The following is a 26,370-nucleotide window of genomic DNA, read 5'->3' as shown; positions in this document are numbered from 1 at the left end:
CAGTCACTGCATTTGTTGCATGATCTACCGCATTCGCGAGCAGGCTCGCTCCCACAGGGTTAGTGTTCGGCTGGTTGGCGGCGGTGCAGGCGCCAGCCAATCAGCACCAGCAACACCACGCCGAGACCACCGGCAATCAACCACAACACCTGATCATCACTGAGCAACGGCTTCTCGATCCGCAAATACCCCGGCTGCAACAGCAACTCGCGCATGGCCTTGTTCGCGGTTTCCAGCGTCACGCCTTGCAGCTCCCGGGCCGGGTTGGCAAAGCGCCCGTCCTCGTAGTCGCCCAGCGCGCTCCAGTAGTAGTCGGCCATCGCGCTGTTGCCTTGCACCGCCCAGGCCTGATGGGCGATGGCCGCCTGCTTGATCCGGGCGAAGGTGTCGGGGTCGAGGCCGTTTTTCAGCAGGTCGGCCTTGAGGTCTTTCAGCACCTGCTGGGCTTCGGCAAGGTCATCGCGATCGACATCGGCGTTGAGGCTCATGAAGCCGACCCCGCCAAACACTTCTCGCTCGGCCCATGGCCCGTAGGACAAGCCATGGTTCAGGCGGATCTGCCGGTACAGTGCCCAGTCGAGGTAGTCCTTGAGGATGTCGAAAGTCTCGTCGTACTGATCGTCCAGCATCGGCTCCGGCACCAGCCAGTGCAGCTTGGCGCTGTCGCCAATGAAGCCGCGGGTGAGGGTGCGTTCATGGGCCGCGCTGGTACGGATGTCCGGCAGCTCACGGTGCTCCGCCGGGTCCACTGCTTGGAGTGTGCCCCAGGTTCGCTCCAGATAAGCCGGCAGCAACTTGTCGAGCTCGCCGACGACGATCAGGGTCATGTTGTTCGGCGCGTACCAGGTCTTGCGCACCCTCTCCAGTTGCTGCTGGGTAAGGTGACCGACCTCGGCCCGTTGCGGGCATTTCAGGCCCAGTTCCACCGCCAGTTGATTGCTCGCGGTGTGGCCCAGATCCTGACGGTCGAGAAAGCGTTGCAGGCGCGTGTAATGGCCACCGTCCTCGCGCTCGACCACGCGTTTGGCGGCGTTGATCGCGTTGTCGTCGATGCGGGTCTGGGTCAGCAGGCCGAGCAGCAGGTCGAGGACCTTGCGCTGGTTCTTCGCCGGGGCTTCGATGACGAACGTGGTGTCAGCGTTGCTGGTGAACGCGTTCCACTCGCCGCCCAGCGCCTGCATGCGCTCCTCGAGACCGCCTTCACCCGTGGCATCGACGCCGCTGAACAGCAGATGCTCGAGCAGGTGCGGCAGCTCTTTTTCATCGCAGTCGAAATCGTCAAGGCCGACCCCCACCACCAGGCGGATCGCCACATGCCCGCGCTCGGTACCGGGCTTGAGCAACAGCTGCAAACCGTTGGGCAGCGCATAGCCCTCGACTTGAAATCGATCAACGGCGAAGGCGGGCAGGGAACCGAGCAACAGACAGGCGAACAACAGGCAACGCATAACAGGCTTCCGTACGGCTGATTTGGAGATCCGTGTCGTCAGTCAGGCCCTCATCGCGAGCAGGCTCACTCCTACATTTGGAATGCGTCCCCCTGTAGGAGTGAGCCTGCACGCGATAGCTTCCTGAAAGCTGAATCAATGTTACTGACTGACACCAGCCCCAGACGTTCAAGGCGAATGCGTAATGTCGGCAATATCATCCGCTTCCAGGGCCCCGGTATCCGCCGTTTCCAGCACCACATAAGCACTGCTGCAAAACAGCGAATTCAAGCGCTTCATGTCCGCAATCAGCTCAAGGTGCAGCGAACTGGTTTCCAGACTCTGCACGATCTTACGTTGCAAACGGCTGACATGGGCATGGGCCAGACGCCGTTCCTGCGCGCGGAAGCGACGTTTTTCGCGCAGCAACTGACGCGCGCTTTCCTTGTCCCCACTGAGAAACACCGACAGCCCCAGCCGTAGATTGGCGATCAGTTGCTGATGCAGTCCGGCCAGATCTTCCAGGCCTTCCTCGGAAAACGAGCGACGTTGCGAAGTTTTCTGCTGCTGCACCTTGCGCAGCATGCGTTCGATCAGGTCGCTCGCCAGTTTCAGGTTGATCGCCAGCTCGATGGTCTCCGCCCAACGCCGACTGTCCTGCTCGCCGAGATCCTCGCGCGGCATTTGCGCCAGATAAAGCTTGATCGCGCTGTACAGTGCTTCGACATCATCGGTCATGCGGCGCATTTCGAGGGTGACCGATGTCTGCTTGCCACGCAGCACATCGAGCGTGGCATCGAGCATGTTGTCGATCAGGTCGCCCATGCGCAGGGTCTCGCGAGCGGCATTGGCCAGCGCCAGACTCGGCGTGACCAGCGCTGTCGGGTCCAGATGCCGGGGTTTGGCGGTGCCGTTGACCTCCGGACGCTCCGGCAGCAGCCAGGCACACAGCCGCGCCATCGGCCCGACACTCGGCAGCAGGATCAGGCAGCGCGCGGTGTTGTAGAGCAGGTGGAAGCCGATGACCATTTCCTGCGAGCTGAAATCGAGGCTGTCGATCCAGTGCACCAGCGGATCGAGCACCGGAATGATCAGCAGCAGTCCGATCAGTTTGTACAGCAGGCTGCCCAAGGCCACTTGCCGCCCGGCCGCGTTCTGCATGCTGGTGCTCATGAACGCCAGCACACCGCTGCCGATGTTGGCGCCAATCACCAGACCGATCGCCACCGGCAGGCTGATCACGCTGGCGCCGGCCAGCGTGGCGGTCAGCAGCACGGCGGCGAGGCTGGAGTAGGAAATCATTGCGAACAGCGCGCCGACCAGGGCGTCGAGCAGGATGTCGCCGGTCAGCGAGGCGAAGATCACCTTCACCCCTTGGGCGTGGGTGATCGGTGCGGCGGCTTCGACGATCAGTTGCAGCGCGAGAATGATCAGCCCCAGGCCAATCGCCACCCGGCCCATCTGGCCGAGCCGCGTCTGTTTGCGCGACAGGAAGAAGATCACCCCGAGAAAAATCAGCAGCGGCGACAGCCACGACAGGTCGAACGTCAGCACCCGCGCCATCAGCGCAGTACCGACGTCGGCGCCGAGCATGGTCGCCAGCGCCGGGGTCAGCGCCATCAGGCCCTGGCCGACGAAAGAAGTGACGAGCATGGCGGTGGCGTTGCTGCTCTGTACCATCGCGGTCACGACGATGCCGGCCACAAAGGCGAGCCAGCGTTTGGACATGTTCTGGCCAATCACATGGCGCAGGTTGGTGCCGTACACCCGCAGGATGCCGGTTCGGACGATGTGCGTGCCCCAGATCAGCAGGGCCACGGCAGAAAGCAGATTGAGCAGGGTGAGCATGCAGACCCCCTGTAGTAGCAGCGCCCCAGAGGAGCAAGTTGACGGTACCGCGCGGTTTCTACGTTTTTGATACTTAAGCTGTAGTTGGCTAACGGACTGGGCGCCAGCATTGCACAGCTAAACAGTGGATTGAAACAAAAGTGTCATGAAAATGGGCTCATGCACGTCCCCTGTGATGCACAAACAAATGTAGGAGTGAGCCTGCTCGCGATAGGGCCATCAGCTTCAACATTGATGTTGACTGACAGGCCGCTATCGCGAGCAGGCTCTCTCCTACAAGGGGTGTTGCGTATGTGCTACCGGATTACTGCCCCGGGATGTCCTTGCGCAGTTTCACTGGTTCCTGCTGCTTTTTCTTCTTGGCCATCGCCGTGCGCAGTTTGATGTTGATCGCTTCAACCGCCAGCGAGAAGCCCATGGCGAAGTAGACGTAGCCCTTCGGCACGTGCACGTCGAACGCTTCGGCAATCAGTACAGTACCGACCACCAGCAGGAACGACAGCGCGAGCATCTTCAGCGACGGGTGCTCGTCGATGAATTCGCTGATCTTGCCCGAGGCCAGCATCATCACCAGCACCGCCACGACAATCGCCGCGACCATCACCGGCACGTGGGACACCATGCCGACAGCGGTGATCACCGAATCCAGCGAGAACACGATGTCGATGATCGCGATCTGGATGATGGTGTAGAGGAAGTTGCCGCCCTTGCCCGAAGGCTCGTCGCCACTTTCGTCTTCGCCTTCAAGCGCGTGGTACATCTCTTGCGAGCTCTTCCACAGCAGGAACAGACCACCGAAGAACAGGATCAGGTCGCGACCGGAAATGCCCTGGCCGAACACCACGAACAGGTCGGCCGTCAGGCGCATGACCCAGGTGATCGACAGCAGCAACAGGATCCGCGTGATCATCGCCAGGCCAAGCCCGAAGATCCGCGTGCGCTGCTGCATGTGTTTGGGCATGCGGCTGACCAGGATCGAAATCATGATGATGTTATCGATGCCCAGAACGATTTCCAGGGCGGTCAGGGTAAAGAAGGCAACCCAGATTTCGGGGTTGGTCAGCCAATCCATGTGTATTCCTTTGAGCGAGTGTTAAACCATGACGCCAGCAAGCAGCTGGCGTCATGGTGAGTGAATGCCGTTACAACGTGCTGAACAGCGGGAAAGTCCCCAGCAGCAAGGCGGCCACCAGTATGCACAGGCAGACCAGCACTGCCCACTTCAGGGTGAAGCGCTGGTGGTCACCGAATTCGATACCGGCCAACGCCACCAGCAGGTAAGTCGACGGAACCAGTGGACTCAGCAGGTGGACGGGCTGACCGACGATCGAGGCACGGGCCATTTCCACCGCGGTGATGCCGTAATGGCTGGCCGCTTCGGAGAGCACCGGCAACACGCCGTAGTAGAACGCGTCGTTCGACATGAAGAACGTGAACGGCATGCTCACCAGCGCCGTGATGACCGCCAGGTACGGGCCGAGGAAGTCCGGAATCACCGCCAGCAGGCTTTTCGACATGGCGTCGACCATGCCGGTTCCGGACAGGATACCGGTGAAGATACCCGCCGCGAAAATCAGACTGACCACCGACAGCACGCTACCGGCGTGGGCCGAAACACGGTCCTTCTGCATTTGCAGGCAAGGGTAGTTGACGATCATCGCGATGCTGAACGCCACCATGAACAGCACCGGCAGCGGCAGCAGGCCGGCGATCAGGGTGCACATCAGCGCCAGGGTCAGCAGGCCGTTGAACCAGATCAGCTTCGGACGACGGGCATCCGGGAATTGTGACACGCTGATTTCGCTGTGATCGATCTCGTCGCCAATCAGGTGCAGCTCACCCAGACGCGCACGTTCACGTTTGCCGTAGAAGTAGGCAATGATCAGGATCGCCACCACACCGGCGGCCATCGCCGGGATCATCGGCACGAAGATGTCCGACGGATCGACATGCAGCGCACTGGCGGCACGGGCGGTCGGGCCACCCCAGGGGGTCATGTTCATCACGCCACCGGCGAGGATGATCAGACCGGCCATGATTCGCGGGCTCATGCCGATGCGGCTGTACAGCGGCAGCATGGCGGCCACGCAGATCATGTAAGTGGTCGCGCCGTCACCATCGAGGGAGACGACGAGCGCCAGCACGGCGGTACCGACCGAAACTTTCAACGGGTCGCCCTTGACCAGTTTGAGGATCTTGCGCACGGCCGGGTCAAACAGGCCGGAGTCGATCATCAGGGCGAAGTACAGAATGGCGAACATCAGCATCACGCCGGTCGGCGCGAGCTTGGTGATACCTTCGAGCATCATCGGGCCGATCTTCGGCGCAAAGCCACCGAACAGGGCGAACAGGATCGGGATGATGATCAGGGCGATCAGCGCAGACAGGCGCTTGGTCATGATCAGGAACATGAACGTGATGACCATGGCAAAGCCAAGGAAAGTCAGCATGGGAATACTCCAGGCGTAGCGCGGCGAGTGAAGTGAGCGGATCGGACGGGATCAGCGCAGAACGGGAAGCACGAGACGTACGGGCGGAGTTTCAGCGAGAAGGCGGGCTACAGAGGACATCAGAATCACCATTGTTGTTGTTAATTGGGCCTGACGTGCGAGCGATCACACGCCTTGGCCAACCGGTCTGTTGCCGGTAGTGGCGGCGATCCTAATCGGGCAACCTTTCAACTACCTTTCGCTGAAGAAAGCGTGGGGCGAATGGTCAACCGGCCGTCGGATGCAGCTAGAGTCAATCAATTCGGGGACGGGAGGGCGCGGACATGGGTGAATTGCACAACGGTGGCTGCCACTGCGGACACATTCGCTATCAGTTCAGCGGGACTTTACGTGACATCGCCCACTGCCATTGTTCGATCTGCCGCAAGGTCAGCGGTGGCATCGTCACCACGTGGATCACCGTGCCGATGGCCAGCTTCCAGTGGCTGGCTGGGGCGCCTTCGCGCTATGACTCGTCGAGCAGTTGCGCGCGCTACTTCTGTGCGCAGTGCGGGGCGCAGCTGGCGCTGGTGACCCTGCTCAGCCCCGAAAGCATCGATGTGACCATTGCCACGCTGGATCACCCGGAGCGCGCAGCAGCCGAGCGGCATATCTGGACTGACAGCCAGTTGCCTTGGCTGCGTCTTGACGAGCATCTGCCGGGGGAACCGGAAGAAACTCTTTGATTAAAAAATAGACAGGTCCAGCGGGCGGATCGCGCCCATCCAGATCGCATGCTCGGTGTGGTCGAGCAAATCATCGCCAGTGTCCGGGTGCAGGAACACCACCAGTCCCTTGCGATTGAGCGCCAGCCACGGCAGCACCTCGCCAATCAGCTCCGGGCCAAAGGCCAGTTGGCAGCTCCAGTCCGGGTGCGGGCCGACCGGGCGCTCGTGCATCCGGCCCATCTTCAAGGTAAATGTCTGCGCCGCCAGTTCGCACAAGGCCCGGGCCTGGGCGATCGTGCTGGCGTCGTAATAGATATGGGCGTGGTAGCCCTTGATCGTGTGCATCTGCAAGCCTCTGAATCGATTCGAACCCTCGCCGTTTCCTGTGGGTCACACGCGATATGACAGGAACAGGAGCTCAGCCATGAAAAATGCCGAAACCCCGACGGTGAAGGTAGTGCTCTATGGTGCCATGGCCAGCCTCGGCGGCGCGTTGATGGCTGAAATGCTGCGCAGGCAGCATGAAGTCATCGCGATTCTCGACGATTTGAACGTACTCGCGCCACGTCCCGGCCTGCGCACCAAGAGTGGCGATCTGTTCGACGCCGAGCGGGTCAAGCAAAGCGTAGCGGGCAGCTCGGCGGTGATCTGCTTGCTGGACGCGCCAGGCCTGCCGTTCAGCAGCGACCATGTGGAACGCTCCGTGGTGCTGGGGCCGGTGGAACAGGTGCTGGCGGTCGATGCGTTGGTCGACGGCCTGCAAGCGGCCAACGTGCCACGGCTGTTTCTGGTGGGGAATTTTGCCGTGCTCGACGAGCCGGATCTGGACGACGAGCTGCAACGCCACGCCGCCGAAGAAATCCGCGAAGCCCTGCAAAGCAGCCCGTTGCAATGGACGCTGGTGAACGCGCCCCACGGTGTAGCGGGGCTGACCATCGAGCATTTCAGCCAGGTCGGCAGCAATCTCGAGCCGGGGCTGACGGAGCCGCTGGAACGCCTGAACCGGGTCGCGGTGGGAATTGCCGATGAGCTGCGGCTGAACCTGCATGTGCATCAGCATGTGAATTTCGTGGCCGCCTCTGACTGAATCCTCAAACCGCAATCGACGGCAGCGCCAGCCCGCTGAGGGATTCGGCGCTGCTCGCCTGCTCGGCCATCAACCAGTCGACAAACTGTTGAATCAACGCACCACGGCGTTTACGTTGTGGCAGCACCACGTAATAACCCAAACGCGACAGTGTGGTCTCGGCAATGGGCCGGCACAGCAAGCCCTGAGTCAGCAAGTTATCCACAAGGTGACGCCAGCCGATAGCGACGCCCTGACCGCCAATGGCCGCTTGAATCAACAGCGTGTAATTGTCGAAACGCAATTGCCCCGGTGCCGGCGGGGTCGTGATGCCCAGTTCGCGAAACAGGCCGCTCCAGTCGAACCAGTTGCTGCTGTTTTCACCGCGCAGGTGCAGCAGCGGAAACTCCAGCAACGCCTGCGCGGGCAAGGGCAGGGGCCGGTCCTTGAGCAACTGCGGGCTGCACACCGGAAACACTTCTTCGCTGAACAGCCAATGGCTTTCACCCTGCTTGAAGCGCCCATCGCCAAACAGCACCGCGACATCGATGTCGGTGCGCAGCATGTTGTGGTTGCGCTCGCTGGTCACCAGGCTGACGTCGACCTGCGGATTGGCTTCATGAAAGCGGTGCAGGCGCGGCATCAGCCAATACGCGGCAAAGGCGAAATCGGTGGCGACCTGCAACACCTCATGTTGCTGCTGTGTACTGATCGCGCTCAACCCTGCATCAATATGCTGCAAACCGAGCTTAACCTGCTCGAACAGGATCGTCCCGCCCTCGGTCAGTTCGATACCGCGGTAGATCCGGTCAAACAGCCGCGTACCCAGCTGTTCTTCCAAACGCTTGATCTGCTGGCTGATCGCCGGTTGCGTGGTGCCCAGTTCCACCGCCGCCGCGGTAAAGCTGCGATGGCGCGCCGCTGCCTCAAAAGCGCGCAGCAGGTCGAGCGACAGGTTTCCGAGGGCGTCATACATAAGCTGGGCTTATCCTAGTCATTGTCCGGCGCGGGCTTTACCGGACTGGGCATGGACTCCATGCTCGATCGCAGCAATGTCGCATAAATATTCACTATGGAATGCCGCGATCACATGAAGCGCAAGAACATTCTTTTCATCATGGCCGATCAAATGGCCGCGCCAATGTTGCCGATCTATGGCCCGTCGCCAATCAAACTGCCGAATCTTTCGCGTCTCGCCGCCCAAGGCGTGGTGTTCGACGCCGCTTACTGCAACAGCCCATTGTGCGCGCCGTCGCGTTTCACCCTGGTCAGCGGCCAGTTGCCGAGCAAGATCGGCGCCTACGACAACGCCGCCGATTTCCCCGCCGATATTCCGACCTACGCCCACTACCTGCGCCGCCTCGGCTATCGCACGGCGCTGTCGGGCAAGATGCATTTCTGCGGCCCGGATCAACTGCATGGTTATGAAGAACGCCTGACCAGCGACATCTATCCGGCCGACTACGGCTGGGCAGTGAACTGGGACGAACCGGACGTGCGCCCGAGCTGGTATCACAACATGTCCTCGGTGCTGCAGGCCGGGCCATGCGTGCGCACCAACCAGCTCGACTTCGATGAAGAGGTGGTGTTCAAGGCCCAGCAGTACCTGTTCGACCATATTCGCGAGGACGGCGACCAGCCGTTCTGCCTAACCGTGTCGATGACCCACCCCCACGACCCGTACACGATTCCCAAGGCGTTCTGGGATTTGTATGACGACGGCGACATCCCGTTGCCGACCACCCCGGATCAACATTCCCTCGATCCACACTCGCAGCGTCTGCTCAAGGTCTACGACTTGTGGGACAAGCCGCTGCCGGTGGCCAAAATCCGCGACGCACGCCGGGCGTACTTCGGGGCTTGCAGCTATATCGACGCCAACGTCGGCAAACTCCTGCAAACCCTCGAGGATACCGGGCTGATCGACGACACCATCATCGTTTTCTCCGGCGACCACGGCGACATGCTCGGCGAGAAAGGCCTCTGGTACAAAATGCACTGGTTCGAGATGGCGGCCCGCGTGCCCCTGTTGATAAGTGCCCCAAGTCAGTTCGCTGCCGGGCGGATCAGTGCTGCCGTGTCCACCGCTGACCTGTTGCCGACCTTCGTCGAGCTGGCTGGCGGCACGCTGGAACCGGGCCTGCCACTGGACGGCCGCTCGCTGTTGGCGCACCTGCAAGGGCAGGGTGGCCACGACGAAGTGTTCGGCGAGTACATGGCCGAAGGCACGCTCAGCCCGCTGATGATGATCCGTCGCGGCGCGTACAAGTTTATCTACAGCGAAAGCGACCCTTGCCTACTCTTCGATGTGCACAACGACCCGCGTGAACGCGAAGAACTCAGCCAGTCGCCGCAACATCGCCAGCTGTTCGACGATTTTCTCGCCGAAGCGCGGACCAAGTGGGACATTCCGGCAATCCACCGCGATGTGCTCGCCAGCCAGCGCCGCCGCCGTTTCGTCGCCGAGGCGCTGACCCTCGGCAAGCTGAAGAGCTGGGATCACCAGCCGCTGGTGGACGCCAGTCAGCAGTACATGCGCAACCACATCGACCTCGACGATCTGGAGCGCAAGGCCCGTTATCCACAACCCTGCCAAAACCAATAATGTTAAGGGGAAGTCCATGCGCAAGTTATCCACAGCACTGACGATTGGCCTGTTGGCCCTGGGCAGTGCCTCGGCCTTCGCCGAGCAAAGCTGCGAAACAGTGAAGATGGCCGATCCGGGCTGGAGCGACATCGCCGCGACCAACGCCATCGCCGGTTTTTTGCTGGACGGCATGGGCTACAAGGCCAAGGTCGACACCCTCGCGGTACCGATCACCTTTGGTGGTTTGAAGGACGGCCAGGTGGACGTGTTCCTCGGTAACTGGATGCCGGCGCAGCAGGGCTTCTACGACAAATTCGTCGCCACTGGCGACGTGACGCAACTGGCGAAGAACCTCGACGGCACCGAGTTCACCCTGGCCGTGCCGGACTACGTGTGGGACGCCGGTGTGCACAATTTTGCCGACCTGAACAAATACGCCGATAAATTCGAGAAGAAGATCTACGGCATCGGCTCGGGTGCGCCAGCGAACATCTCGTTGCAGGAAATCATCAAGAAGAACGACTTCGACCTCGGTCAGTGGAAGCTGATCGAGTCCAGCGAACAGGCGATGCTCGCCGAAGTCTCGCGGGCGGTGAAGAAGCAGAAATTCGTCACCTTCCTCGGCTGGACCCCGCACCCGATGAACGTGCAGTTGAAAATGCATTACCTGAAGGGCGGCGAGAAATACTTTGGCGACACCGGCAGCGTGTTCACGTTAACGCGCAAAGGCTACGCCGAGGCCTGTCCGAATGTGGGTAAATTGCTGACCAATCTTTCGTTCACGCAGGAGATGGAAAACAGCATCATGGCTGAGGTGGTGAACAAGAAGGTCACTAATGCCGCGGCGGCGAAGGCGTGGATCAAGGCTAATCCGGCGGTGTTGGACAAGTGGCTGGACGGGGTGAAGACGGTTGACGGGAAGGATGCGTTGGCGGCGGTTAAGGCGAAGCTTTGATTTATGGGTTTGTTGGAATTGGGCTTGGCTTGAGATTTTTGCCCCCTCACGCCAGCCCTCTCCCCCAAGGGGGCGAGGGGGAAGGGAGCCGATATTTGTTGGATTCTAAACTTGCGCTCAACTCCGAAATTGCAGGTCGGTGCATCTCCATCAAACACCTCGGTCAGTCCCCTCTCCCTCCGGGAGAGGGCTAGGGTGAGGGCCCTTTCCCTGACACCCTGATAACCTTGAACAAAACCCCAACCGCGAGGATCCATGGCCTTCCCCAGCCGCCACTCTCTCTTCCCTTTTCTCACCTGGCTCCCGCGGCAAACCCGCGCCAGCGTAGGACGGGATCTGATCATCGGCCTCAGCGGCGCAATTCTCGCGTTACCCCAGTCGATTGCCTACGCGCTGATAGCCGGTCTCCCACCCGAATATGGCCTCTACGCTGCGATCATCCCAGTGTTGATCTCCTGTTTGTGGGGTTCATCTTGGCACCTGATCTGCGGCCCGACAGCCGCCATCTCCATAGTGCTGTTCGCCAGCGTCAGTCCTCTGGCCGTGCCGGCGTCGCAGGACTACATCACTCTGATCCTGCTGCTGACCTTCCTCGCCGGGATTTTCCAGTGGCTGCTCGGCCTGCTGCGCTTCGGCGCTTTGGTGAATTTCGTCTCGCATTCAGTGGTGCTGGGTTTCACCCTTGGCGCAGCGGTGGTGATTGCCATCGGGCAACTGCCGAACCTGTTGGGGCTGGACCTTCCGGCGAAAGCCACAGCACTGGCCAGCCTGATGGACTTGCTGCAGCACCTGCGGGCTGTGGATAAACCTTCACTGGTATTGGGCGTGGCCACGGTAGTGGTCGGTTTCGTGCTCAGACAACTGCTACCACGCTGGCCAACCCTGTTGATAACCCTGGTGCTGGGCAGTGCGGTAGTGTGGCTATGGCCGTCGATATTCGGTCATGTGCATCTGGTCAGCGCCTTTGTCGGGCGTTTGCCACCGTTCAGTGGTTTGCCGCTGGATCTGGATCTGATTCTGCGATTGCTGCCGAGCGCGGTGGCGGTGGGCATGCTCGGGCTGGTCACCAGCCTGTCGATTGCCCGCTCGATTGCTGCACGCTCGCAGCAGTTGCTCGATGCCAATCAGGAAGTTCGCGCGCAGGGCTTATCGAATATCGTCGGTGCGTTCTTCTCCGGGTCGCTGTCGGCCGGCTCGTTCACCCGTTCAGGCCTGAGTTACGAGGCAGGCGCCTGTTCGCCGCTGGCCGGGGTGTTTTCGGCGATCTGGGTCGCGTTGTTCGCGATTTTCGGCACGGGCCTGATCTCGCACATTCCAATTCCGGCCATGGCCGGGAGCATTCTGCTGATCGCCTGGGGACTGGTGGATCATCGCGGCATCCGCTCGTTGCTGCGGGTCAGCCGCGCCGAGTTCGTGGTCATGGCGCTGACGTGCCTCGCGACCCTGCTGCTGGAATTGCAGACGGCAATCTATGCCGGGGTGCTGGCGTCGCTGTTCTTCTACCTCAAGCGCACCTCACAACCGCGCGTACAACATTGGCGCGATGGCGAGGACGATGTGCTGCGGGTCGGTGGCTCAATCTTCTTCGGTGCCAGCCATTATCTGCAAGTACGCCTGCAACGGCTGCACGGCACGCGGGTGGTGATCGAGGCGCAGCAGATCAACTTCATCGATTATTCGGGGGTGGAGATGCTGCACCAGGAAGCGCGGCGCCTGCTGCGCCAGGATCGCAGCCTGACCTTGCGCCGCGCACGGCCACAGGTGGTGGAGGAGTTGAGGAAGCTGGAAGGGCCGGAGAAATGCCCGATCCGGTTTGAAGATTGATTCAACAAAACACTGCATACCTCTTTGGGAGTGAGCCTGCTCGCGATAGCGGAGTGTCAGACGCAAATGTTGCAACTGATACTCCGCTATCGCGAGCAGGCTCACTCCTACAAGGATTATTGGGCCAGTTGGCGGCGTAGCTCGGCCAGCACCGGCGCGGTGTCCGGGCGCACGCAGCGCCACAGGAAAAACGCCTCGGCCGCCTGCTCGGCCAGCATCCCCAAACCATCCATCGACACCGCCGCGCCATGCTCACTGGCCCAGCGACAGAACGCGGTCGGCTCTTTGCCGTACATCATGTCGTAGCACAGGGTCTTCCCCGGCTCGATCAGGCTTGGCGCAATCGGCGGCACGTCGCCGGTCAGGCTGGCGGAGGTGGCGTTGATGATCACGTCCACCGGCTCGCGCAACCAGTCGAAACCACTGGCCGACACCGGTCCCAGATCACAGAACAATTCGGCCAGCAACTCGGCCTTGTCCACCGTGCGATTGGCGATGATCACCGACGCCGGTTTTTCCGCCAGCAACGGCTCCAGCGCCCCACGCACTGCGCCGCCAGCGCCGAGCAGCAGGATGCGTTTGCCGGTCAGGCTGAAACCGGCGTTCACCGTCAGGTCGCGCACCAGTCCGGCGCCGTCGGTGTTGTCACCGAGCAGCGTACCGTCGGCCAGTTTGCTCAAGGTGTTCACTGCGCCGGCTCGTTGTGCACGAGCGGTCAGGCTGTTCGCCAGGCGATAGGCGTCTTCCTTGAACGGTACGGTGACGTTGGCGCCGCGCCCCTCCTGAAAGAACGCCGTGGCGCAGCCGCTGAAGTCGTCGAGTGGCGCCAGCAGGGTGCTGTAGTCGAGGCTCTGCCCGGTCTGCTCGGCAAACAGTTTATGAATCATCGGCGACTTGCTGTGGCCGATCGGGTTACCGAAAACGACGTAACGATCCATCAGCAGTCCTCAGGCCTGGGCCAGCCAGTCGCGATCTTGCAGGAAGTAGTCGGTCAGGCGCGCTTCTTCGCTGCCGGCCTCGGCTTTGAAGTCGTAGGCCCAACGCACTTGCGGCGGCAACGACATGAGGATCGACTCGGTACGCCCGCCGGACTGCAGGCCGAACAGGGTGCCGCGGTCATACACCAGGTTGAACTCGACGTAGCGGCCACGGCGCAATTCCTGGAATTCCCGCTGCTTGGCGGTGAACGCATCATGCTTGCGCCGCTGCACGATTGGCAGGTAAGCATCGATGTAGGCGTCACCGATGGCGCGCATGAAGGCGAAGCTGGTGTCGAAGTCCCACTCGTTCAGGTCATCGAAGAACAGGCCGCCGATGCCGCGCGGTTCGTGGCGATGCTTGATGTGGAAGTAGGTGTCGCACCAGGCCTTGTAACGCGGATAGACGTCCGGCCCGAACGGCGCGCAGGCCTGCGCGGCAACGCGGTGCCAGTGGATGCAGTCTTCTTCGTTGCCGTAATACGGGGTCAGGTCGAAGCCGCCACCGAACCACCAGACCGGCTCTTCACCTTCCTTTTCGGCGATGAAAAAACGCACGTTGGCGTGGGACGTCGGCACATGCGGGTTGTGCGGGTGAATCACCAGCGACACGCCGAGGGCTTCGAAGCCGCGCCCGGCCAGTTCCGGACGATGGGCGCTGGCCGACGGTGGCAGACCGCTGCCGAATACGTGGGAAAAGTTGACCCCGCCCTTTTCGATCACCGTGCCGTTTTCGATCACGCGAGTGCGACCACCACCGCCGGCAGGCCGGGCCCAGGCGTCTTCGACGAAGCGCGTGCCGCCGTCCTCGGTTTCCAGTGCGGCGCAGATGCGGTCTTGCAGGTCGAGCAGATAGGCCTTTACGGCGTCGGTGCGGGTCGTCATGGCTTCACCTTGAATCAGGGCATAGCTACGCGGGCGCCCCGCAGGCGGGGGTCGGCGCAAATGGGCGCGTAGCATAACACCGCAGACCCGCGCGCCGCAGTTGACGAAGATCAAGCAGGGGAGTTGGATAGGGGGCTCGCAAACGACCCAAGGAGAGCAGGCAGATGGCAAAGCGTATCCAGTTCCGCGCCCACGGCGGTCCCGAAGTGCTCGAATATGTCGACTACGAACCCGCCGCGCCCGGCCCGAATCAGGTACGGGTGGCGAACAAGGCGATCGGCTTGAATTTCATCGACACCTATTTCCGCAGCGGTCTGTATGCACCGCCAGCCTTGCCGTCCGGCCTGGGCGCTGAAGGCGCCGGCATCGTTGATGCGGTAGGCAGCGACGTCACCCGGTTCAAGGTCGGTGATCGCGTCGCGTATGGCAGCGGTCCGCTGGGCGCTTACAGCGAGCTGCACGTCCTGCCCGAAGCGAATCTGGTGAAGCTGCCGGACGAGATCAGCTTCGAAACCGCCGCCGGCGTCATGCTCAAGGGCCTGACCGTGCAGTACCTGCTGCGCCAGACCTATGAACTCAAGGGCGGCGAAACCATTCTGTTCCACGCCGCAGCAGGGGGTGTCGGTTCGCTGGCCTGCCAATGGGCCAAGGCACTGGGCGTGAAACTGATCGGCACCGTCAGCTCGAAGGAAAAAGCCGATCTGGCCAAGGCCAACGGCGCCTGGGCAACCATCGACTACAGCCACGAAAACGTTGCGCAGCGGGTGCTGGAGCTGACCGACGGCAAGAAAGTCCCGGTGGTCTACGACGGCGTCGGCAAGGACACCTGGCTGACCTCCCTCGACAGCGTGGCGCCACGTGGTCTGGTGGTGAGCTTCGGCAATGCCTCCGGCGCAGTGGACGGGGTCAATCTGGGGATTCTCTCGGCCAAGGGTTCGCTGTACGTGACCCGGCCAACCCTGGCGACCTACGCCAACAACGCCGAAAACTTGCAGCGCATGGCTGACGAGCTGTTCGAGATGATCATCAGCGGCAAGATCAAGATCGACATCAACCAGCGTTATCCACTGGCTGATGCAGCGAAGGCGCAGACCGAATTGTCGGCGCGGCGCACCACCGGCTCGACCATCCTGCTGCCCTGATACGTCTCTCGGCGTCTTGCCAGTCCGGGTTTCAAACCATGGCTGGCAAGACTGTTTGAACGCGTTCAGAACCTTTGCGGATGACACGCCAACGGTTTTTGCACCAAGTGGCCCACAGCCACGTGATCCGGTTGTTGAACCGCTGCGAGGATTTGCCGCCATTCGGCTGATAACGCCCAATACTCACCGCGTGCGCGCTGTTCAATATGCAAGGGGTTGGAAGCAATCGGCATCAGGCCAAAACGCTGGTAGAGGCGCAGCTGTGGCGACCTGCACAACGCGGTTACACCTTGGTAACCGTGTTTTATCGCCCACTCTGCAGCGGCCGCCAACAGACCGTTGACCGCAGTGGGCAACGGGTTGGGTGATTGCGCGATCAAGCGGCTGAATTCGACATGGCGTGATAACGCCACCGTGGGCGAAACATGTTGCTGCGCCAGCGAGGCCCATTCGAACGGTGCCGGAGTCGCCCTCAATACCGCCAGCAGTTGCTCGTGCCGATACAACAGAAAGTGCGTGCTGCGTGACCTTGTCGCCAGCCTCGTTTCGAGCATCCGCGCCCTCGACGTCAGCATGTAATGCTGCAGCCGAAGCCGAAATTGCCGATCGATAAACCGATCGAACTCCTGGGTATCCGCCCCCGCTTCAAGCATCACGATGCGACAACCCTCATGGTGACTTTTCAACGTCACCTGAAGCGCCTGCAGGTAATCCGTGAGTTGCAAATCCGTAGTGTCCATTCTTTCTCCGCAGACCTTAACTTATCGAAGTGTTTCGAGTGCAGGGAAAGGATGGTTGCTTTTGGCGATACTGCCACGGAACGTGGTCTGATAATTCGGTAGGAAAAGTCAATGAATCCGGATACTTGGGGACTTTTCCGACACGCGAAAAAGCATCATTGCAGGATAAATCGCAGGCACGCGTAGTACTCCTCGCGATCAAGCTGAGGAGTACTCACGTTACAAACGTTCGAGGTCGGATCAGTCGGGACGAATGACCTTGCCGGTCGTCAGATCACGGATCACGCTGGGGTTCTTGCGCCCGCCCAGTTGGCCGCCGAGGATCAGGTCGATCTGCCCACGGAAATACTGCTCGACGCGCAACCGCGTGCGCGCCGCCGGACGCCCCTGCGGGTTGGCCGAAGTCGAGATCAACGGCCCGACCATCGAGCACAGATCCCGCACCTGCGGATGATCACTGACCCGCAGCGCCACGGTGTCGTGCACGCCCGTCACCCATTCCGGCAACAGGTTCTGATGCGGCACCAGCCAGGTGTTCGGCCCCGGCCAGGTGCTGGCCATGCGGTCGATCCACTCTTGCGGGAAGTCTTCGAACAGGAAATCGAACTGACGGATGTTGTCGGCGACCAGGATCAGGCCCTTGTCCACCGACCGGTTCTTGATCGCCAAGAGCCGATCCACCGCTTCTTCGTTCCACGGGTCGCAACCCAGCCCCCAGACGGCTTCGGTTGGATAGGCAATCACCGCCCCGGCGCGAATCTCTCGTGCGGCTTGTTGCACACGCCAACTGTTGACCATGAAAAAACTCTCCGCAAACAGGTTTTGCGCAGTTTACCGATCTTCCCTGTAAAACCTAGCGTGTCCTGGCCAGCCAGCGACCGTTTTCACACACCGCAGAGCCATCCATTTCCAGCTCGGTGAGCGCCGCCAGGACTTTGGGCAAGGCCCAGCCACTGCTGTCGGCCAACGCCTCAGTGGTGTGCGGCGCGGCATGCAGCAGGTTCAACAGGGGATGATCGGTGCTCGGCGTGTCTGTGGATAACGGCAGATGCTGCCAGCCGCGCAGGGCTTCGAGGATGTGTTCGATGGTTTCCACCAGCACCGCACCGTCGCGGATCAATTGGTGACAACCGCGCGCACCGGGATGATGGATCGAGCCGGGAATCGCATACACCTCGCGCCCCTGTTCCGCCGCCAGCCGTGCGGTGATCAGCGAACCGCTGGCAACGCTCGCTTCGACCACCAGCACCCCAAGGGACAAACCGCTGATGATTCGGTTGCGTCGCGGAAAGTTGCTCGCCGTCGGGCCGGCGTCCAGGGGAAACTCCGAAAGCACCGCGCTGCCGGAGGCGATCATCGCGTCGGCCAGTCCTCGATTGCGCTGTGGATAAAATTTTTCCAACCCGGTGCCGAGCACACCGACAGTTTGCCCGCCGATGTCCAGCGCTGCTTGATGGGCGGCCGCATCGATACCCAACGCCAGGCCACTGGTAATGACAAAACCGGCGCCGGCCAAGCTACGGGAAAACGCCGCGGCGGTGTCCATCCCCGGACGCGACGCGCGGCGACTGCCGACCATCGCCAGCTGCGGTTTTTCCAGAATCAAAGGATCGCCGGCCACGAATAACAGCGGTGGAGGGTCGGGAATCTGCGCCAGCAGCGCCGGATAATCCGCTTGATCCCACATCAGCAAATGCTGCTGCGGACGCTCTAGCCAGCGCAATGCATGGCTGGCGCCGTCACGCACTTCGGGGCTGCGCCGAGCTTCGGCAGACGCCGCCGGTAAACCCAGCGCACGCCAGGCACTGGCCGGCGCACTGATGGCTTTTGAAGCCGAGCCGAAGGCTTCGAGCAATTTGGCAAAACGTTTCGGACCGACTTCCGGCAAACGGTGCAGGCGCAAACGCGCTTCCAGTTCCGCAGGGGAAACGGACGTACAGGCAGACAGCATCGTGGATCATCCTTGACCGTTATAAGTCCCGAACCATTCGGAACAAGCTGTGGATAACTCTGTTGGTAACTTGTTAAGCCTGCTAAGGGTTTCGTACCTTGTCGAGCACCGCCAGCGAGCGTGAAGCGTTGAGGACAAGGCCGTAACTGAGCTTGTCGTAGGTGCGGAACACCATCAGCAGCCCGGCCCGTTCGTCAGGAATTTTCAGTGGCTGGCCAGTGATCCGGTCGCGAACGGTTTCCCCGGTTTTCATCACCACCAGCACATTGCCTTCGGCCAGGCCGTCGCGCTTGCCCTTGTTCAGGGTAACCACGTCCATCACACCGATCTGGGTGACGCCACGCGGCACGTCAATGATCACGCCGTTGATGCTGGTGGTCGGGGCGCTGGGCATGAAGGTTGAGTTGATCGAACGCTCTTCGCCACTGAACAAGCGGTCACCCAGACGCACCTCCTGCGTGGTGCGTTGCAGGGCGAGGGTGGCGACGTCTCCTTCGGTGGCGACGATCTCGCCACCGCCGATGTCATCGGCGTTGATCCCGAGGAACTCTTTGGTCTGCGGATCCGTATACACCTTGCCTTGGCGGAAGATGCCGTACACCGGCTGATTCGGGTCGAAATGGCCACGGGCGAAGATCCGGTCGCCAGTGCCGCTGAGCACACGCTCGGCATCGCCGGCGACGATGTACGGCGCCTTGTCGAAATCCTCGACCTTGTCGACGATGCGGTTGCTCAACAGAAAACTGTTGATCGATTTGAGTGGAATGCTCGGAATCGCCTCGGCCACCGGGCTGGTGCGGATACGCGGCGACAGTTTGATCGTGCCCCGTGACTCGCCACGGTTCAGGGTCAGTTGCGGCTGGCCATTGACGTAGTTGAGCGTCAGCGTGTCGCCGGGGTAGATCAGGTTGGGGTTTTCGATCTGCGGGTTGGCCCGCCACAGCTGTGGCCACTGCCACGGCTCGCGCAGATATTTGCCGGAAATGTCCCAGAGCGTGTCTCCCGAAACCACCGTGTATTGCTGTGGAAAACCATCCCTGAGTTGCACTTGCCCTTGCGCAGCACCGGCCGAAGCCAGAAACAGCAGGGCGAGTAGTGTTTTCCTCATGCAGCGAATCCCTTTATCATGTGCGTTCGCGTGAACCGTCAGAGCCCCCGTGGCTCGCTAGTGCAAAATGCATTAGCTACGCTTCACAACGGTAGCCTGCATCTTCGGACCTGCCAGGCCATCGACCCGACTTTACTCAATACGTGCAGCAATCAGCCTATGGCCATTTTAAACATCCTCGAATTCCCGGACCCGCGTCTGCGTACTATCGCCAAGCCTGTGGCTGTAGTGGACGACGAAGTGCGTCAGTTGGTCGATGACATGTTTGAAACAATGTATGAAGCGCCGGGCATCGGCCTCGCCGCGACCCAGGTCAACGTGCACCAACGTATCGTCGTGATGGACCTTTCCGAAGACCGCACCGAACCGCGGGTGTTCATCAACCCCGAGTTCGAATCGCTGACCGAAGAGATGGAGCAATACCAGGAAGGCTGCCTCTCGGTACCGGGTTTCTACGAAAACGTCGACCGCCCGCAGAAGGTCAGGATCAAGGCGCTGGACCGCGACGGCCAGCCTTATGAACTGATCGCCGAAGGCCTGCTCGCAGTGTGCATCCAGCACGAATGCGACCACCTCAACGGCAAGTTGTTCGTCGACTACCTGTCCACGCTCAAACGCGACCGGATCAAGAAGAAACTGGAAAAGCTCCATCGCCAGAACGCTTGATGCCCCTCTTCAAAGGCTTGCTGCGGCAAGCCTTTTTCTTTTTATGAGACTCCTTTCATGACTGAGCCACTGCGCATCGTTTTTGCCGGCACCCCGGAATTCGCCGCCGAGCACCTCAAGGCCCTGCTGAACAGCCCTTACGAGATTGTTGCGGTTTACACCCAACCGGATCGTCCGGCCGGTCGTGGGCAAAAACTGATGCCGAGCCCGGTTAAACAGTTGGCGCTGGAAAATAATATCCAGGTGTTGCAGCCGCCGACCCTGCGCAACGCTGATGCTCAGGCTGAACTGGCCGCGCTGCAGCCGGACTTGCTGGTGGTGGTCGCCTATGGCCTGATCCTGCCGCAAGCGGTGCTGGATATTCCACGCCTGGGCTGCATCAACAGCCACGCATCCTTGCTGCCACGCTGGCGCGGTGCGGCGCCGATCCAGCGCGCCGTGGAACACGGTGATGCCGAAAGCGGCGTGACCGTGATGCGCATGGAAGCGGGCCTGGATACCGGGCCGATGCTGCTCAAGGTCGTCACCCCGATCAGCGCTGAAGACACTGGCGGCAGCCTGCATGACCGCCTCGCCGAGATGGGCCCGCCAGCCGTGGTGCAGGCGATTGCCGGTCTGGCCGCTGGCACGCTGGAAGGCGAAGTGCAGAACGACGAGCTCGCCACCTACGCGCACAAGCTGAACAAAGACGAAGCACGGATCGACTGGAGCCGTCCGGCGGTTGAGCTAGAACGTCTGGTTCGCGCCTTCAATCCATGGCCGATCACCCACAGCACCCTCAACGGTGAAGCACTGAAAGTGCTGGCGGCGACACTCGCTGACGGCAGAGGCGCGCCAGGTGAAATCCTCAGCGCCAGTAAGGACGGCTTGGTCGTCGCGTGCGGCGAACAAGCGCTGTGCCTGACCCGCCTGCAATTGCCCGGCGGCAAAGCGCTGAACTTCAGCGATCTGTTCAACAGCCGTCGCGAGAAATTCGCCGTCGGCACGGTGCTTGGCGCAGCGGTGGACGCGCAATGAATCCGCGTCTGGCCGCCGCCAAGGCACTCGCCGCCGTGCTCAGCGGCAAAGCCTCGCTGAACAGCTCCCTGCCGACGCAACTGGACAAGGTCGAGGATCGCGATCGCGGTTTCACTCAGGATCTGGCCTTTGGCACCGCGCGCTGGCAGCCACGTCTTTCGGCACTGGCGGAAAAGCTGCTGCAGAAACCGTTCAAGGCTGCCGACGCCGATGTCGAAGCGCTGCTGCTGGTCGGTCTCTACCAATTGCTCTACACCCGCGTACCGCCTCACGCCGCCATCGGCGAAACCGTCGGTTGCGCCGACAAGCTGAAAAAGCCGTGGGCCAAAGGCCTGCTCAATGCCGTGCTGCGCAATGCCCAACGCGAAAGCGAAACGATTTTCGCCGAGCTGGAGGGCGACCCGGTGGTGCGCACCGCTCACCCGCGCTGGCTGCAAAAATCCCTGAAAGCTTTCTGGCCTGAACAGTGGGAAGCGATCTGCGCGGCGAACAACGCGCACCCGCCGATGATCCTGCGGGTCAACCGCCGCCATCACAGCCGTGATGCCTATCTCGGTCTGTTGACTGAGGCGGGTATCGCTGCGACGCCATGCGTTTACAGCCGCGACGGCATCGTTCTCGACGCCGCCGCCGACGTGCGCAGTCTGCCGGGCTTCGCCGAAGGCTGGATCAGCGTGCAGGACGAGGCCGCGCAACTGGCCGCCGATCTGCTCGATCTGGCGCCAGGCCAGCGAGTGCTTGATGCCTGCTGCGCCCCGGGTGGCAAGACTTGCCACATCCTCGAAGCCGAACCGGCACTGGCCGGCGTGGTCGCGGTGGATCTGGAAGCCAAGCGTCTGGTGCGAGTCAAAGAGAACCTCGAACGGCTCGGCTTGAGCGCCGAACTGATCGCCGCCGATGGTCGAGATACCGAAAAATGGTGGGACGGCAAACCGTTCCAGCGCATCCTGCTCGACGCGCCGTGCTCGGCCACCGGGGTGATTCGTCGTCACCCGGACATCAAGCTGACCCGGCAGCCGGACGACATCGTTGCCCTTGCGCAACTGCAAGGCGAGTTGCTCGACGCCATGTGGAAAACCCTTGAGGTGGGCGGCATTCTGCTCTACGCCACTTGCTCGACCTTGCCGACCGAGAACACCGAAGTCATCGCCGCGTTCCTTGAGCGTACGCCGGGTGCCCGCGAACTGGATCTGGCGACCACAGCCGGGATCAAACAACCCCATGGTCGCCAATTGCTGGCCCAGCAGGGCGGGCATGACGGGTTCTACTACGCCAAGCTGATCAAGATCGCTGCCGCGCGCGGCTAAACGGATTCAACGGAGTGACTGGATGAAAATCATCATCCTCGGTGCGGGGCAGGTCGGCGGTTCGCTGGCTGAACACCTGGCGAGCGAAGCCAATGACATCACTGTGGTCGACACCGACGGCGAGCGCCTGCGCGACCTCGGCGACCGTCTCGACATCCGCACCATTCAGGGCCGTGGCTCGCTGCCGTCGGTGCTGCGCCAGGCCGGCGCCGACGATGCCGACATGCTGGTGGCGGTGACCAACAGCGACGAGACCAACATGGTCGCCTGCCAGGTCGCCCACACCCTGTTCCACACCCCGACCAAAATCGCCCGGGTGCGCGAAGCGTCCTATCTGAATCGCGAGGAACAGTTGTTCCAGAACGAAGCGATTCCGGTCGACGTGCTGATCAGCCCCGAACAAGTGGTGACCAACTACATCAAGCGCCTGATTCAGCACCCGGGCGCATTGCAGGTGATCGACTTCGCCGAAGGCCAGGCACAACTGGTGGCGGTGCGCGCCTACTACGGCGGGCCGCTGGTGGGTCAGCAACTGCGCCAGTTGCGCGAGCACATGCCGAACGTCGAAACCCGTGTCGCTGCGATTTTCCGCCGCGACCGGCCGATCCTGCCGCAAGGCGACACGGTGATCGAGGCCGACGACGAAGTCTTCTTCATCGCCGCCCGTGAGAACATTCGTGCGGTGATGAGCGAAATGCGCCGTCTCGACGAAACCTACAAACGCATCGTCATCGCCGGCGGCGGGCAGATCGGCGAACGCCTGGCCGAGGCCATCGAAAGCCGCTATCAGGTGAAGATCATCGAGATGAACCCGGCGCGTTGCCGTTATCTCTCCGATACCCTCGACAGCACCGTGGTGCTGCAGGGCAGCGCGTCGGACCGCGACCTGCTGCTGGAAGAGAATATCGCCGACGCCGACATCTTCCTCGCGCTGACCAACGATGACGAAGCCAACATCATGTCGTCGCTGCTGGCCAAACGGCTGGGGGCGAAGAAGGTGATGACAATCATCAACAACCCGGCCTACGTCGACCTGATTCAGGGCGGCGACATCGACATCGCCATCAGCCCGCAACTGGCGACCATCGGCACCTTGCTGGCCCACGTACGGCGTGGCGATATCGTCAGCGTGCACTCACTGCGCCGCGGTGCGGCAGAGGCCATCGAGGCGATTGCCCACGGTGATGCGAAGTCGAGCAAGGTCATCGGCCGGCCCATCGAGAAAATCGGCCTGCCGCCGGGCAGCACGATTGGCGCGATCATCCGCAACGAAGAAGTGATCATCGCCCACGACGATACCGTGATCGAAACGGGCGACCATGTGATTCTGTTCCTTGTGGACAAGAAGCATATTCGCGATGTGGAGAAGCTGTTTCATGTGGGGTTGAGCTTCTTCTGAGGTTGATCGTTCCCACGCTCCACGTGGGAATGCAGCCCGGGGCGCTCTGCGTCCCAAGAGCGTCCAATTGAGGCATTCCCACGCAGAGCGTGGGAACGATCACATTAACGAGGGTGCAAAAATGCTCGAATCCCTGGAAAAAATGCTCGCCAAGGGTGTGGATAACTCCTTGCTGCGCTTCGGACTGGGCAAGGGTTATCTGGATCTTGGCGAAAACGCCAAGGCTGCCGAGCATTTCCAGCGCTGCGTCGGTTTTGATCCGAAATATTCGGCGGCCTGGAAGCTGTTGGGCAAGGCACAGTTGGCGCTGGGTAATAGCGCCGCCGCACGTCAGGCGTGGGAACAAGGTCTGGAAGCGGCCCTCGCCCATGGCGACAAGCAAGCCGAAAAGGAAATGGCTGTTTTTCTGAAGAAGCTCGATCGCCAGGCCCAGTGAATCAAAGGTAACGAAGGCCGATCCCGTCGGCGTCCACCGCCACAACTTCCATTCGTACGCTTGGCGCGCCGGTGGGTAAACCCTGCACTTGGCCATACACCACCGCACCTTTGGGCAACGATGCCAAGGTCGGATGTTGCACAAATACCCCGGTGGGCGACAGGTTACGCGTCTGCCCGAGGCACTCGCCGAAGCTGTCATGGGTGATCTTGATGCGAAACGATTTGCGGTGTTCGGACATCTTCTTGCGCCCTTGAATGAACGGTTGTGGATAACCTCGACAGTGGGGTTATCCACAGATCATGCCAATCTCGTCAATCCAGCTCAGTACCAGCGCGCTTCGCCCGGCGGGCGCTTCTTGAAGCGCTTCATGCTCCACATGTACTGGCTCGGATACGCCGCCACGTAACGCTCGACCACTTTACTCATGGCCGCGCAGGACTCGGCGGTATCGGTGCTGTACATGGCTTCGGGCGCTGCTTCGAGGATGACTTTGTAGCCGGAACCGTCCGGCAAGCGCAGTGCGTGGAGGAACACGCCGACCGCTTTGCCACCGGCGAGCATGTTCGGCACGAATTTGCTGGTCAGCGCCTGGGTGGCGAAGAACGGCACGAAGATCCCGGCGGATTCGGCCGGTTCCGGGTCGGCGGGAATGCCCACTGCACCACCTTTGCGCACTTCCTTGATCACGCTGAGGATGCCTTCCTTGGTCGACGCAGCAACCTTGTTGCCCAACTGCACGCGCTGTTTGCGCAGCAATTCGTCCACCGCCTTGAGCTTCGGAGGACGATAGAAAATGATCGGTTTGCACTGGCTGCAATAGAAGTGGTTGAGCACTTCCCAGTTGCCCAGGTGACTGGTGATGCCGACCACGCCTTTGCCCGAGGCCAATGCGTCCTTGAGGATGTCGAGGCCTTCGACTTCGCGCACCAGGTCGATCGAACGCTGCGCCGGCCAGATCCACGCGCAGGCGCTTTCGGTCAGCGACTTGCCGATGTCTTTCAGGCTCTGGCCGACCAGACGCTCACGCTCGGCCGGATCCATCTGTGGAAAACATTTGGCGAGGTTGATCCGCACCACGTCGCGGGAACGGTTGGGGGTTTTCCACATGATCCAGCCGATCGCCGAACCCACGGCCTGCACGGCCCGCCATGGCAGCAGGGCAAACAGCCGCAGAGCGCCTACCAGCAAGGCGCCTTTAAACTTTTCCACAGGTCACTCCTGATCTTGTGCGGTGCGCGAGGCGGCCATTCTAACCGCCGTTTACCAGCTGCGCGTAGCGGTCGCAGTCCCGGGTGTGATCCATGACCATGCCCGAGGCCTGCATCAACGCGTAGCAAATGGTCGGGCCGACGAAGGTGAAGCCGGCCTTTTTCAGGCCTTTGCTCATCGCCACGGCTTCAGGAGTAATGGCCGGGACTTCGCTGCGATCCTTGAAATGATTGATGATCGATTGGTCACCGACGAACGACCAGAGGAACCCCACCGGATCCTCAAGCGCCAGCCAGGCCTGGGCATTGCGCCGGGCGGCATTGAGTTTGAGGCGGTTGCGAATGATCCCCGGATCAAGCATCAATTCGTCGATTTCGGCGTCGCTCATCTGCGCCACGCGCTGTACGTCGAAGCCGAACAGCACCTCGCGATAACGCTCGCGCTTGCGCAGCACGGTGATCCAGGAAAGCCCGGCCTGGAACCCTTCGAGCAAAAGCAACTCGAACAAACCCTGCGCATCGCGTAGCGGCGTGCCCCACTCCTGATCGTGATAAGCCATGTACAGCGGATCTTCGGTACACCAAAAGCAGCGTGGCATAAGGCTCCAGGGGGTGGAGGTGCGACTGAATCGGGTATACTCCCGCTCTTTAAATCGCAGCCCAAGAA

26 protein-coding genes are annotated in these 26,370 nt (G+C 61.3%); 11 read left to right on the top strand and 15 right to left on the bottom strand.

What is annotated here, in order from left to right; genetic code table 11:
* Positions 1–59: 59 nt before the first annotated feature.
* The 4 genes from QMK55_RS13715 to QMK55_RS13700 form a co-directional block, all read right to left on the bottom strand.
* Entirely contained in the window at positions 60–1,448 is a 1,389-nt protein-coding gene (locus QMK55_RS13715) for a M16 family metallopeptidase (RefSeq protein ID WP_320329366.1), read from the bottom strand.
* A 168-nt stretch (positions 1,449–1,616) separates the two neighbouring features.
* On the bottom strand, positions 1,617–3,275 hold the full coding sequence (locus tag QMK55_RS13710) for a Na/Pi cotransporter family protein (protein WP_102355484.1): 1,659 nt from the start codon (positions 3,273–3,275) through the stop codon (positions 1,617–1,619).
* A gap of 304 nt (positions 3,276–3,579) precedes the next feature.
* Positions 3,580–4,347: a TerC family protein gene (locus tag QMK55_RS13705; RefSeq protein ID WP_102355485.1), complete on the bottom strand. Its 768-nt coding sequence runs from the start codon at positions 4,345–4,347 to the stop codon at positions 3,580–3,582.
* 70 nt (positions 4,348–4,417) lie between these two features.
* Positions 4,418–5,725, bottom strand: a complete 1,308-nt coding sequence (locus tag QMK55_RS13700) for a CitMHS family transporter (protein ID WP_102355486.1) — start codon at positions 5,723–5,725, stop codon at positions 4,418–4,420.
* Between the two features lie 323 nt (positions 5,726–6,048).
* Between QMK55_RS13700 and QMK55_RS13695 the strand changes: the two genes are divergently transcribed.
* On the top strand, positions 6,049–6,450 hold the full coding sequence (locus QMK55_RS13695; protein ID WP_320329365.1) for a GFA family protein: 402 nt from the start codon (positions 6,049–6,051) through the stop codon (positions 6,448–6,450).
* Here QMK55_RS13695 and QMK55_RS13690 read toward each other — a convergent pair whose 3' ends face one another.
* The gene (locus QMK55_RS13690) at positions 6,451–6,777 is read right to left on the bottom strand and encodes a DOPA 4,5-dioxygenase family protein (protein WP_102355531.1); all 327 of its coding nucleotides are present in this window, start codon (positions 6,775–6,777) and stop codon (positions 6,451–6,453) included.
* 79 nt (positions 6,778–6,856) lie between these two features.
* Between QMK55_RS13690 and QMK55_RS13685 the strand changes: the two genes are divergently transcribed.
* The gene (locus QMK55_RS13685; protein WP_320329364.1) at positions 6,857–7,519 is read left to right on the top strand and encodes an NAD(P)-dependent oxidoreductase; all 663 of its coding nucleotides are present in this window, start codon (positions 6,857–6,859) and stop codon (positions 7,517–7,519) included.
* Between the two features lie 4 nt (positions 7,520–7,523).
* Here the strand turns inward: QMK55_RS13685 and QMK55_RS13680 are convergent, their stop codons facing one another.
* The gene (locus QMK55_RS13680) at positions 7,524–8,474 is read right to left on the bottom strand and encodes a choline sulfate utilization transcriptional regulator (RefSeq protein ID WP_102355489.1); all 951 of its coding nucleotides are present in this window, start codon (positions 8,472–8,474) and stop codon (positions 7,524–7,526) included.
* Between the two features lie 114 nt (positions 8,475–8,588).
* Between QMK55_RS13680 and betC the strand changes: the two genes are divergently transcribed.
* The 3 genes from betC to QMK55_RS13665 all read left to right on the top strand — a co-directional run bounded on the left by betC (position 8,589) and on the right by QMK55_RS13665 (position 12,864).
* Positions 8,589–10,103: a choline-sulfatase gene (betC, locus tag QMK55_RS13675; RefSeq protein WP_320329363.1), complete on the top strand. Its 1,515-nt coding sequence runs from the start codon at positions 8,589–8,591 to the stop codon at positions 10,101–10,103.
* Between the two features lie 16 nt (positions 10,104–10,119).
* Positions 10,120–11,040, top strand: coding sequence for a choline ABC transporter substrate-binding protein (choX, locus tag QMK55_RS13670; RefSeq protein WP_102355491.1), 921 nt, complete (start codon positions 10,120–10,122; stop codon positions 11,038–11,040).
* Positions 11,041–11,295: 255 nt separating this feature from the next.
* Positions 11,296–12,864 carry a SulP family inorganic anion transporter gene (locus tag QMK55_RS13665; protein ID WP_320329362.1) on the top strand — a complete coding sequence of 523 codons (1,569 nt, stop codon included), beginning with the start codon at positions 11,296–11,298 and terminating at the stop codon, positions 12,862–12,864.
* 116 nt (positions 12,865–12,980) lie between these two features.
* On the opposite strand, the gene aroE is transcribed toward QMK55_RS13665, so the two are convergent.
* Entirely contained in the window at positions 12,981–13,802 is an 822-nt protein-coding gene (gene aroE / locus QMK55_RS13660; RefSeq protein ID WP_320329361.1) for a shikimate dehydrogenase, read from the bottom strand.
* A 9-nt stretch (positions 13,803–13,811) separates the two neighbouring features.
* Complete coding sequence (gene hemF, locus QMK55_RS13655) at positions 13,812–14,726, bottom strand: oxygen-dependent coproporphyrinogen oxidase (RefSeq protein WP_102355494.1); 915 nt, start codon at positions 14,724–14,726, stop codon at positions 13,812–13,814.
* A gap of 164 nt (positions 14,727–14,890) precedes the next feature.
* Here hemF and QMK55_RS13650 point away from each other — a divergent pair, with 164 nt between their 5' ends.
* Positions 14,891–15,868: an NADPH:quinone reductase gene (locus tag QMK55_RS13650; RefSeq protein WP_102355495.1), complete on the top strand. Its 978-nt coding sequence runs from the start codon at positions 14,891–14,893 to the stop codon at positions 15,866–15,868.
* Positions 15,869–15,933: 65 nt separating this feature from the next.
* On the opposite strand, the gene QMK55_RS13645 is transcribed toward QMK55_RS13650, so the two are convergent.
* The 4 genes from QMK55_RS13645 to QMK55_RS13630 all read right to left on the bottom strand — a co-directional run bounded on the left by QMK55_RS13645 (position 15,934) and on the right by QMK55_RS13630 (position 19,667).
* Complete coding sequence (locus tag QMK55_RS13645; RefSeq protein ID WP_102355496.1) at positions 15,934–16,608, bottom strand: hypothetical protein; 675 nt, start codon at positions 16,606–16,608, stop codon at positions 15,934–15,936.
* Between the two features lie 240 nt (positions 16,609–16,848).
* The gene (locus QMK55_RS13640) at positions 16,849–17,406 is read right to left on the bottom strand and encodes an L-threonylcarbamoyladenylate synthase (RefSeq protein ID WP_320329360.1); all 558 of its coding nucleotides are present in this window, start codon (positions 17,404–17,406) and stop codon (positions 16,849–16,851) included.
* A 55-nt stretch (positions 17,407–17,461) separates the two neighbouring features.
* Complete coding sequence (gene dprA / locus QMK55_RS13635) at positions 17,462–18,559, bottom strand: DNA-processing protein DprA (RefSeq protein WP_102355497.1); 1,098 nt, start codon at positions 18,557–18,559, stop codon at positions 17,462–17,464.
* Positions 18,560–18,641: 82 nt separating this feature from the next.
* Positions 18,642–19,667 (bottom strand): LysM peptidoglycan-binding domain-containing protein, encoded by a 1,026-nt coding sequence (locus QMK55_RS13630; protein ID WP_102355498.1) that lies wholly within the window; start codon positions 19,665–19,667, stop codon positions 18,642–18,644.
* Between the two features lie 159 nt (positions 19,668–19,826).
* Here QMK55_RS13630 and def point away from each other — a divergent pair, with 159 nt between their 5' ends.
* From def to QMK55_RS13605, 5 genes are all read left to right on the top strand, one after another.
* Complete coding sequence (gene def / locus QMK55_RS13625) at positions 19,827–20,333, top strand: peptide deformylase (RefSeq protein WP_102355499.1); 507 nt, start codon at positions 19,827–19,829, stop codon at positions 20,331–20,333.
* A gap of 57 nt (positions 20,334–20,390) precedes the next feature.
* Positions 20,391–21,350: a methionyl-tRNA formyltransferase gene (gene fmt, locus QMK55_RS13620; protein ID WP_320329359.1), complete on the top strand. Its 960-nt coding sequence runs from the start codon at positions 20,391–20,393 to the stop codon at positions 21,348–21,350.
* Positions 21,347–22,657 (top strand): 16S rRNA (cytosine(967)-C(5))-methyltransferase RsmB, encoded by a 1,311-nt coding sequence (gene rsmB, locus QMK55_RS13615; RefSeq protein ID WP_320329358.1) that lies wholly within the window; start codon positions 21,347–21,349, stop codon positions 22,655–22,657. The genes fmt and rsmB overlap by 4 nt, the downstream gene beginning before the upstream one ends.
* Before the next feature lie 22 nt (positions 22,658–22,679).
* On the top strand, positions 22,680–24,056 hold the full coding sequence (trkA, locus tag QMK55_RS13610) for a Trk system potassium transporter TrkA (RefSeq protein ID WP_003220233.1): 1,377 nt from the start codon (positions 22,680–22,682) through the stop codon (positions 24,054–24,056).
* A gap of 121 nt (positions 24,057–24,177) precedes the next feature.
* Positions 24,178–24,492, top strand: a complete 315-nt coding sequence (locus QMK55_RS13605) for a tetratricopeptide repeat protein (protein ID WP_102355503.1) — start codon at positions 24,178–24,180, stop codon at positions 24,490–24,492.
* A gap of 1 nt (position 24,493) precedes the next feature.
* On the opposite strand, the gene QMK55_RS13600 is transcribed toward QMK55_RS13605, so the two are convergent.
* From QMK55_RS13600 to tag, 3 genes are all read right to left on the bottom strand, one after another.
* Positions 24,494–24,733, bottom strand: coding sequence for a PilZ domain-containing protein (locus tag QMK55_RS13600; protein WP_016984083.1), 240 nt, complete (start codon positions 24,731–24,733; stop codon positions 24,494–24,496).
* 83 nt (positions 24,734–24,816) lie between these two features.
* On the bottom strand, positions 24,817–25,704 hold the full coding sequence (locus QMK55_RS13595) for a lysophospholipid acyltransferase (RefSeq protein ID WP_083367454.1): 888 nt from the start codon (positions 25,702–25,704) through the stop codon (positions 24,817–24,819).
* A 40-nt stretch (positions 25,705–25,744) separates the two neighbouring features.
* On the bottom strand, positions 25,745–26,302 hold the full coding sequence (gene tag, locus QMK55_RS13590; RefSeq protein WP_320329357.1) for a DNA-3-methyladenine glycosylase I: 558 nt from the start codon (positions 26,300–26,302) through the stop codon (positions 25,745–25,747).
* Between the last annotated feature and the right edge of the window lie 68 nt (positions 26,303–26,370).

The organism is Pseudomonas sp. P8_229 (assembly GCF_034008635.1).
In the GTDB taxonomy this organism is placed as follows: domain Bacteria; phylum Pseudomonadota; class Gammaproteobacteria; order Pseudomonadales; family Pseudomonadaceae; genus Aquipseudomonas.
The sequence above is the reverse complement of the archived record's forward strand: the minus strand, read 5'-3'. Positions and strand labels throughout refer to the sequence as shown.

Bases quoted from the DNA above. Each gene is read 5' to 3' on its own strand.
- betC (WP_320329363.1), top strand. From the start codon at position 8,589: ATGAAGCGCAAGAACATTCTTTTCATCATGGCCGATCAAATGGCCGCG.
- QMK55_RS13665 (WP_320329362.1), top strand. From the start codon at position 11,296: ATGGCCTTCCCCAGCCGCCACTCTCTCTTCCCTTTTCTCACCTGGCTC.
- QMK55_RS13710 (WP_102355484.1), bottom strand. From the start codon at position 3,275: ATGCTCACCCTGCTCAATCTGCTTTCTGCCGTGGCCCTGCTGATCTGG.
- rsmB (WP_320329358.1), top strand. From the start codon at position 21,347: ATGAATCCGCGTCTGGCCGCCGCCAAGGCACTCGCCGCCGTGCTCAGC.
- QMK55_RS13685 (WP_320329364.1), top strand. From the start codon at position 6,857: ATGAAAAATGCCGAAACCCCGACGGTGAAGGTAGTGCTCTATGGTGCC.
- dprA (WP_102355497.1), bottom strand. From the start codon at position 18,559: ATGCTGTCTGCCTGTACGTCCGTTTCCCCTGCGGAACTGGAAGCGCGT.
- hemF (WP_102355494.1), bottom strand. From the start codon at position 14,726: ATGACGACCCGCACCGACGCCGTAAAGGCCTATCTGCTCGACCTGCAA.
- QMK55_RS13645 (WP_102355496.1), bottom strand. From the start codon at position 16,608: ATGGACACTACGGATTTGCAACTCACGGATTACCTGCAGGCGCTTCAG.
- QMK55_RS13715 (WP_320329366.1), bottom strand. From the start codon at position 1,448: ATGCGTTGCCTGTTGTTCGCCTGTCTGTTGCTCGGTTCCCTGCCCGCC.
- QMK55_RS13700 (WP_102355486.1), bottom strand. From the start codon at position 5,725: ATGCTGACTTTCCTTGGCTTTGCCATGGTCATCACGTTCATGTTCCTG.
- trkA (WP_003220233.1), top strand. From the start codon at position 22,680: ATGAAAATCATCATCCTCGGTGCGGGGCAGGTCGGCGGTTCGCTGGCT.
- QMK55_RS13690 (WP_102355531.1), bottom strand. From the start codon at position 6,777: ATGCACACGATCAAGGGCTACCACGCCCATATCTATTACGACGCCAGC.
- QMK55_RS13650 (WP_102355495.1), top strand. From the start codon at position 14,891: ATGGCAAAGCGTATCCAGTTCCGCGCCCACGGCGGTCCCGAAGTGCTC.
- QMK55_RS13600 (WP_016984083.1), bottom strand. From the start codon at position 24,733: ATGTCCGAACACCGCAAATCGTTTCGCATCAAGATCACCCATGACAGC.
- fmt (WP_320329359.1), top strand. From the start codon at position 20,391: ATGACTGAGCCACTGCGCATCGTTTTTGCCGGCACCCCGGAATTCGCC.
- QMK55_RS13605 (WP_102355503.1), top strand. From the start codon at position 24,178: ATGCTCGAATCCCTGGAAAAAATGCTCGCCAAGGGTGTGGATAACTCC.
- def (WP_102355499.1), top strand. From the start codon at position 19,827: ATGGCCATTTTAAACATCCTCGAATTCCCGGACCCGCGTCTGCGTACT.
- QMK55_RS13705 (WP_102355485.1), bottom strand. From the start codon at position 4,347: ATGGATTGGCTGACCAACCCCGAAATCTGGGTTGCCTTCTTTACCCTG.
- aroE (WP_320329361.1), bottom strand. From the start codon at position 13,802: ATGGATCGTTACGTCGTTTTCGGTAACCCGATCGGCCACAGCAAGTCG.
- QMK55_RS13640 (WP_320329360.1), bottom strand. From the start codon at position 17,406: ATGGTCAACAGTTGGCGTGTGCAACAAGCCGCACGAGAGATTCGCGCC.
- QMK55_RS13695 (WP_320329365.1), top strand. From the start codon at position 6,049: ATGGGTGAATTGCACAACGGTGGCTGCCACTGCGGACACATTCGCTAT.
- QMK55_RS13630 (WP_102355498.1), bottom strand. From the start codon at position 19,667: ATGAGGAAAACACTACTCGCCCTGCTGTTTCTGGCTTCGGCCGGTGCT.
- choX (WP_102355491.1), top strand. From the start codon at position 10,120: ATGCGCAAGTTATCCACAGCACTGACGATTGGCCTGTTGGCCCTGGGC.
- tag (WP_320329357.1), bottom strand. From the start codon at position 26,302: ATGCCACGCTGCTTTTGGTGTACCGAAGATCCGCTGTACATGGCTTAT.
- QMK55_RS13680 (WP_102355489.1), bottom strand. From the start codon at position 8,474: ATGTATGACGCCCTCGGAAACCTGTCGCTCGACCTGCTGCGCGCTTTT.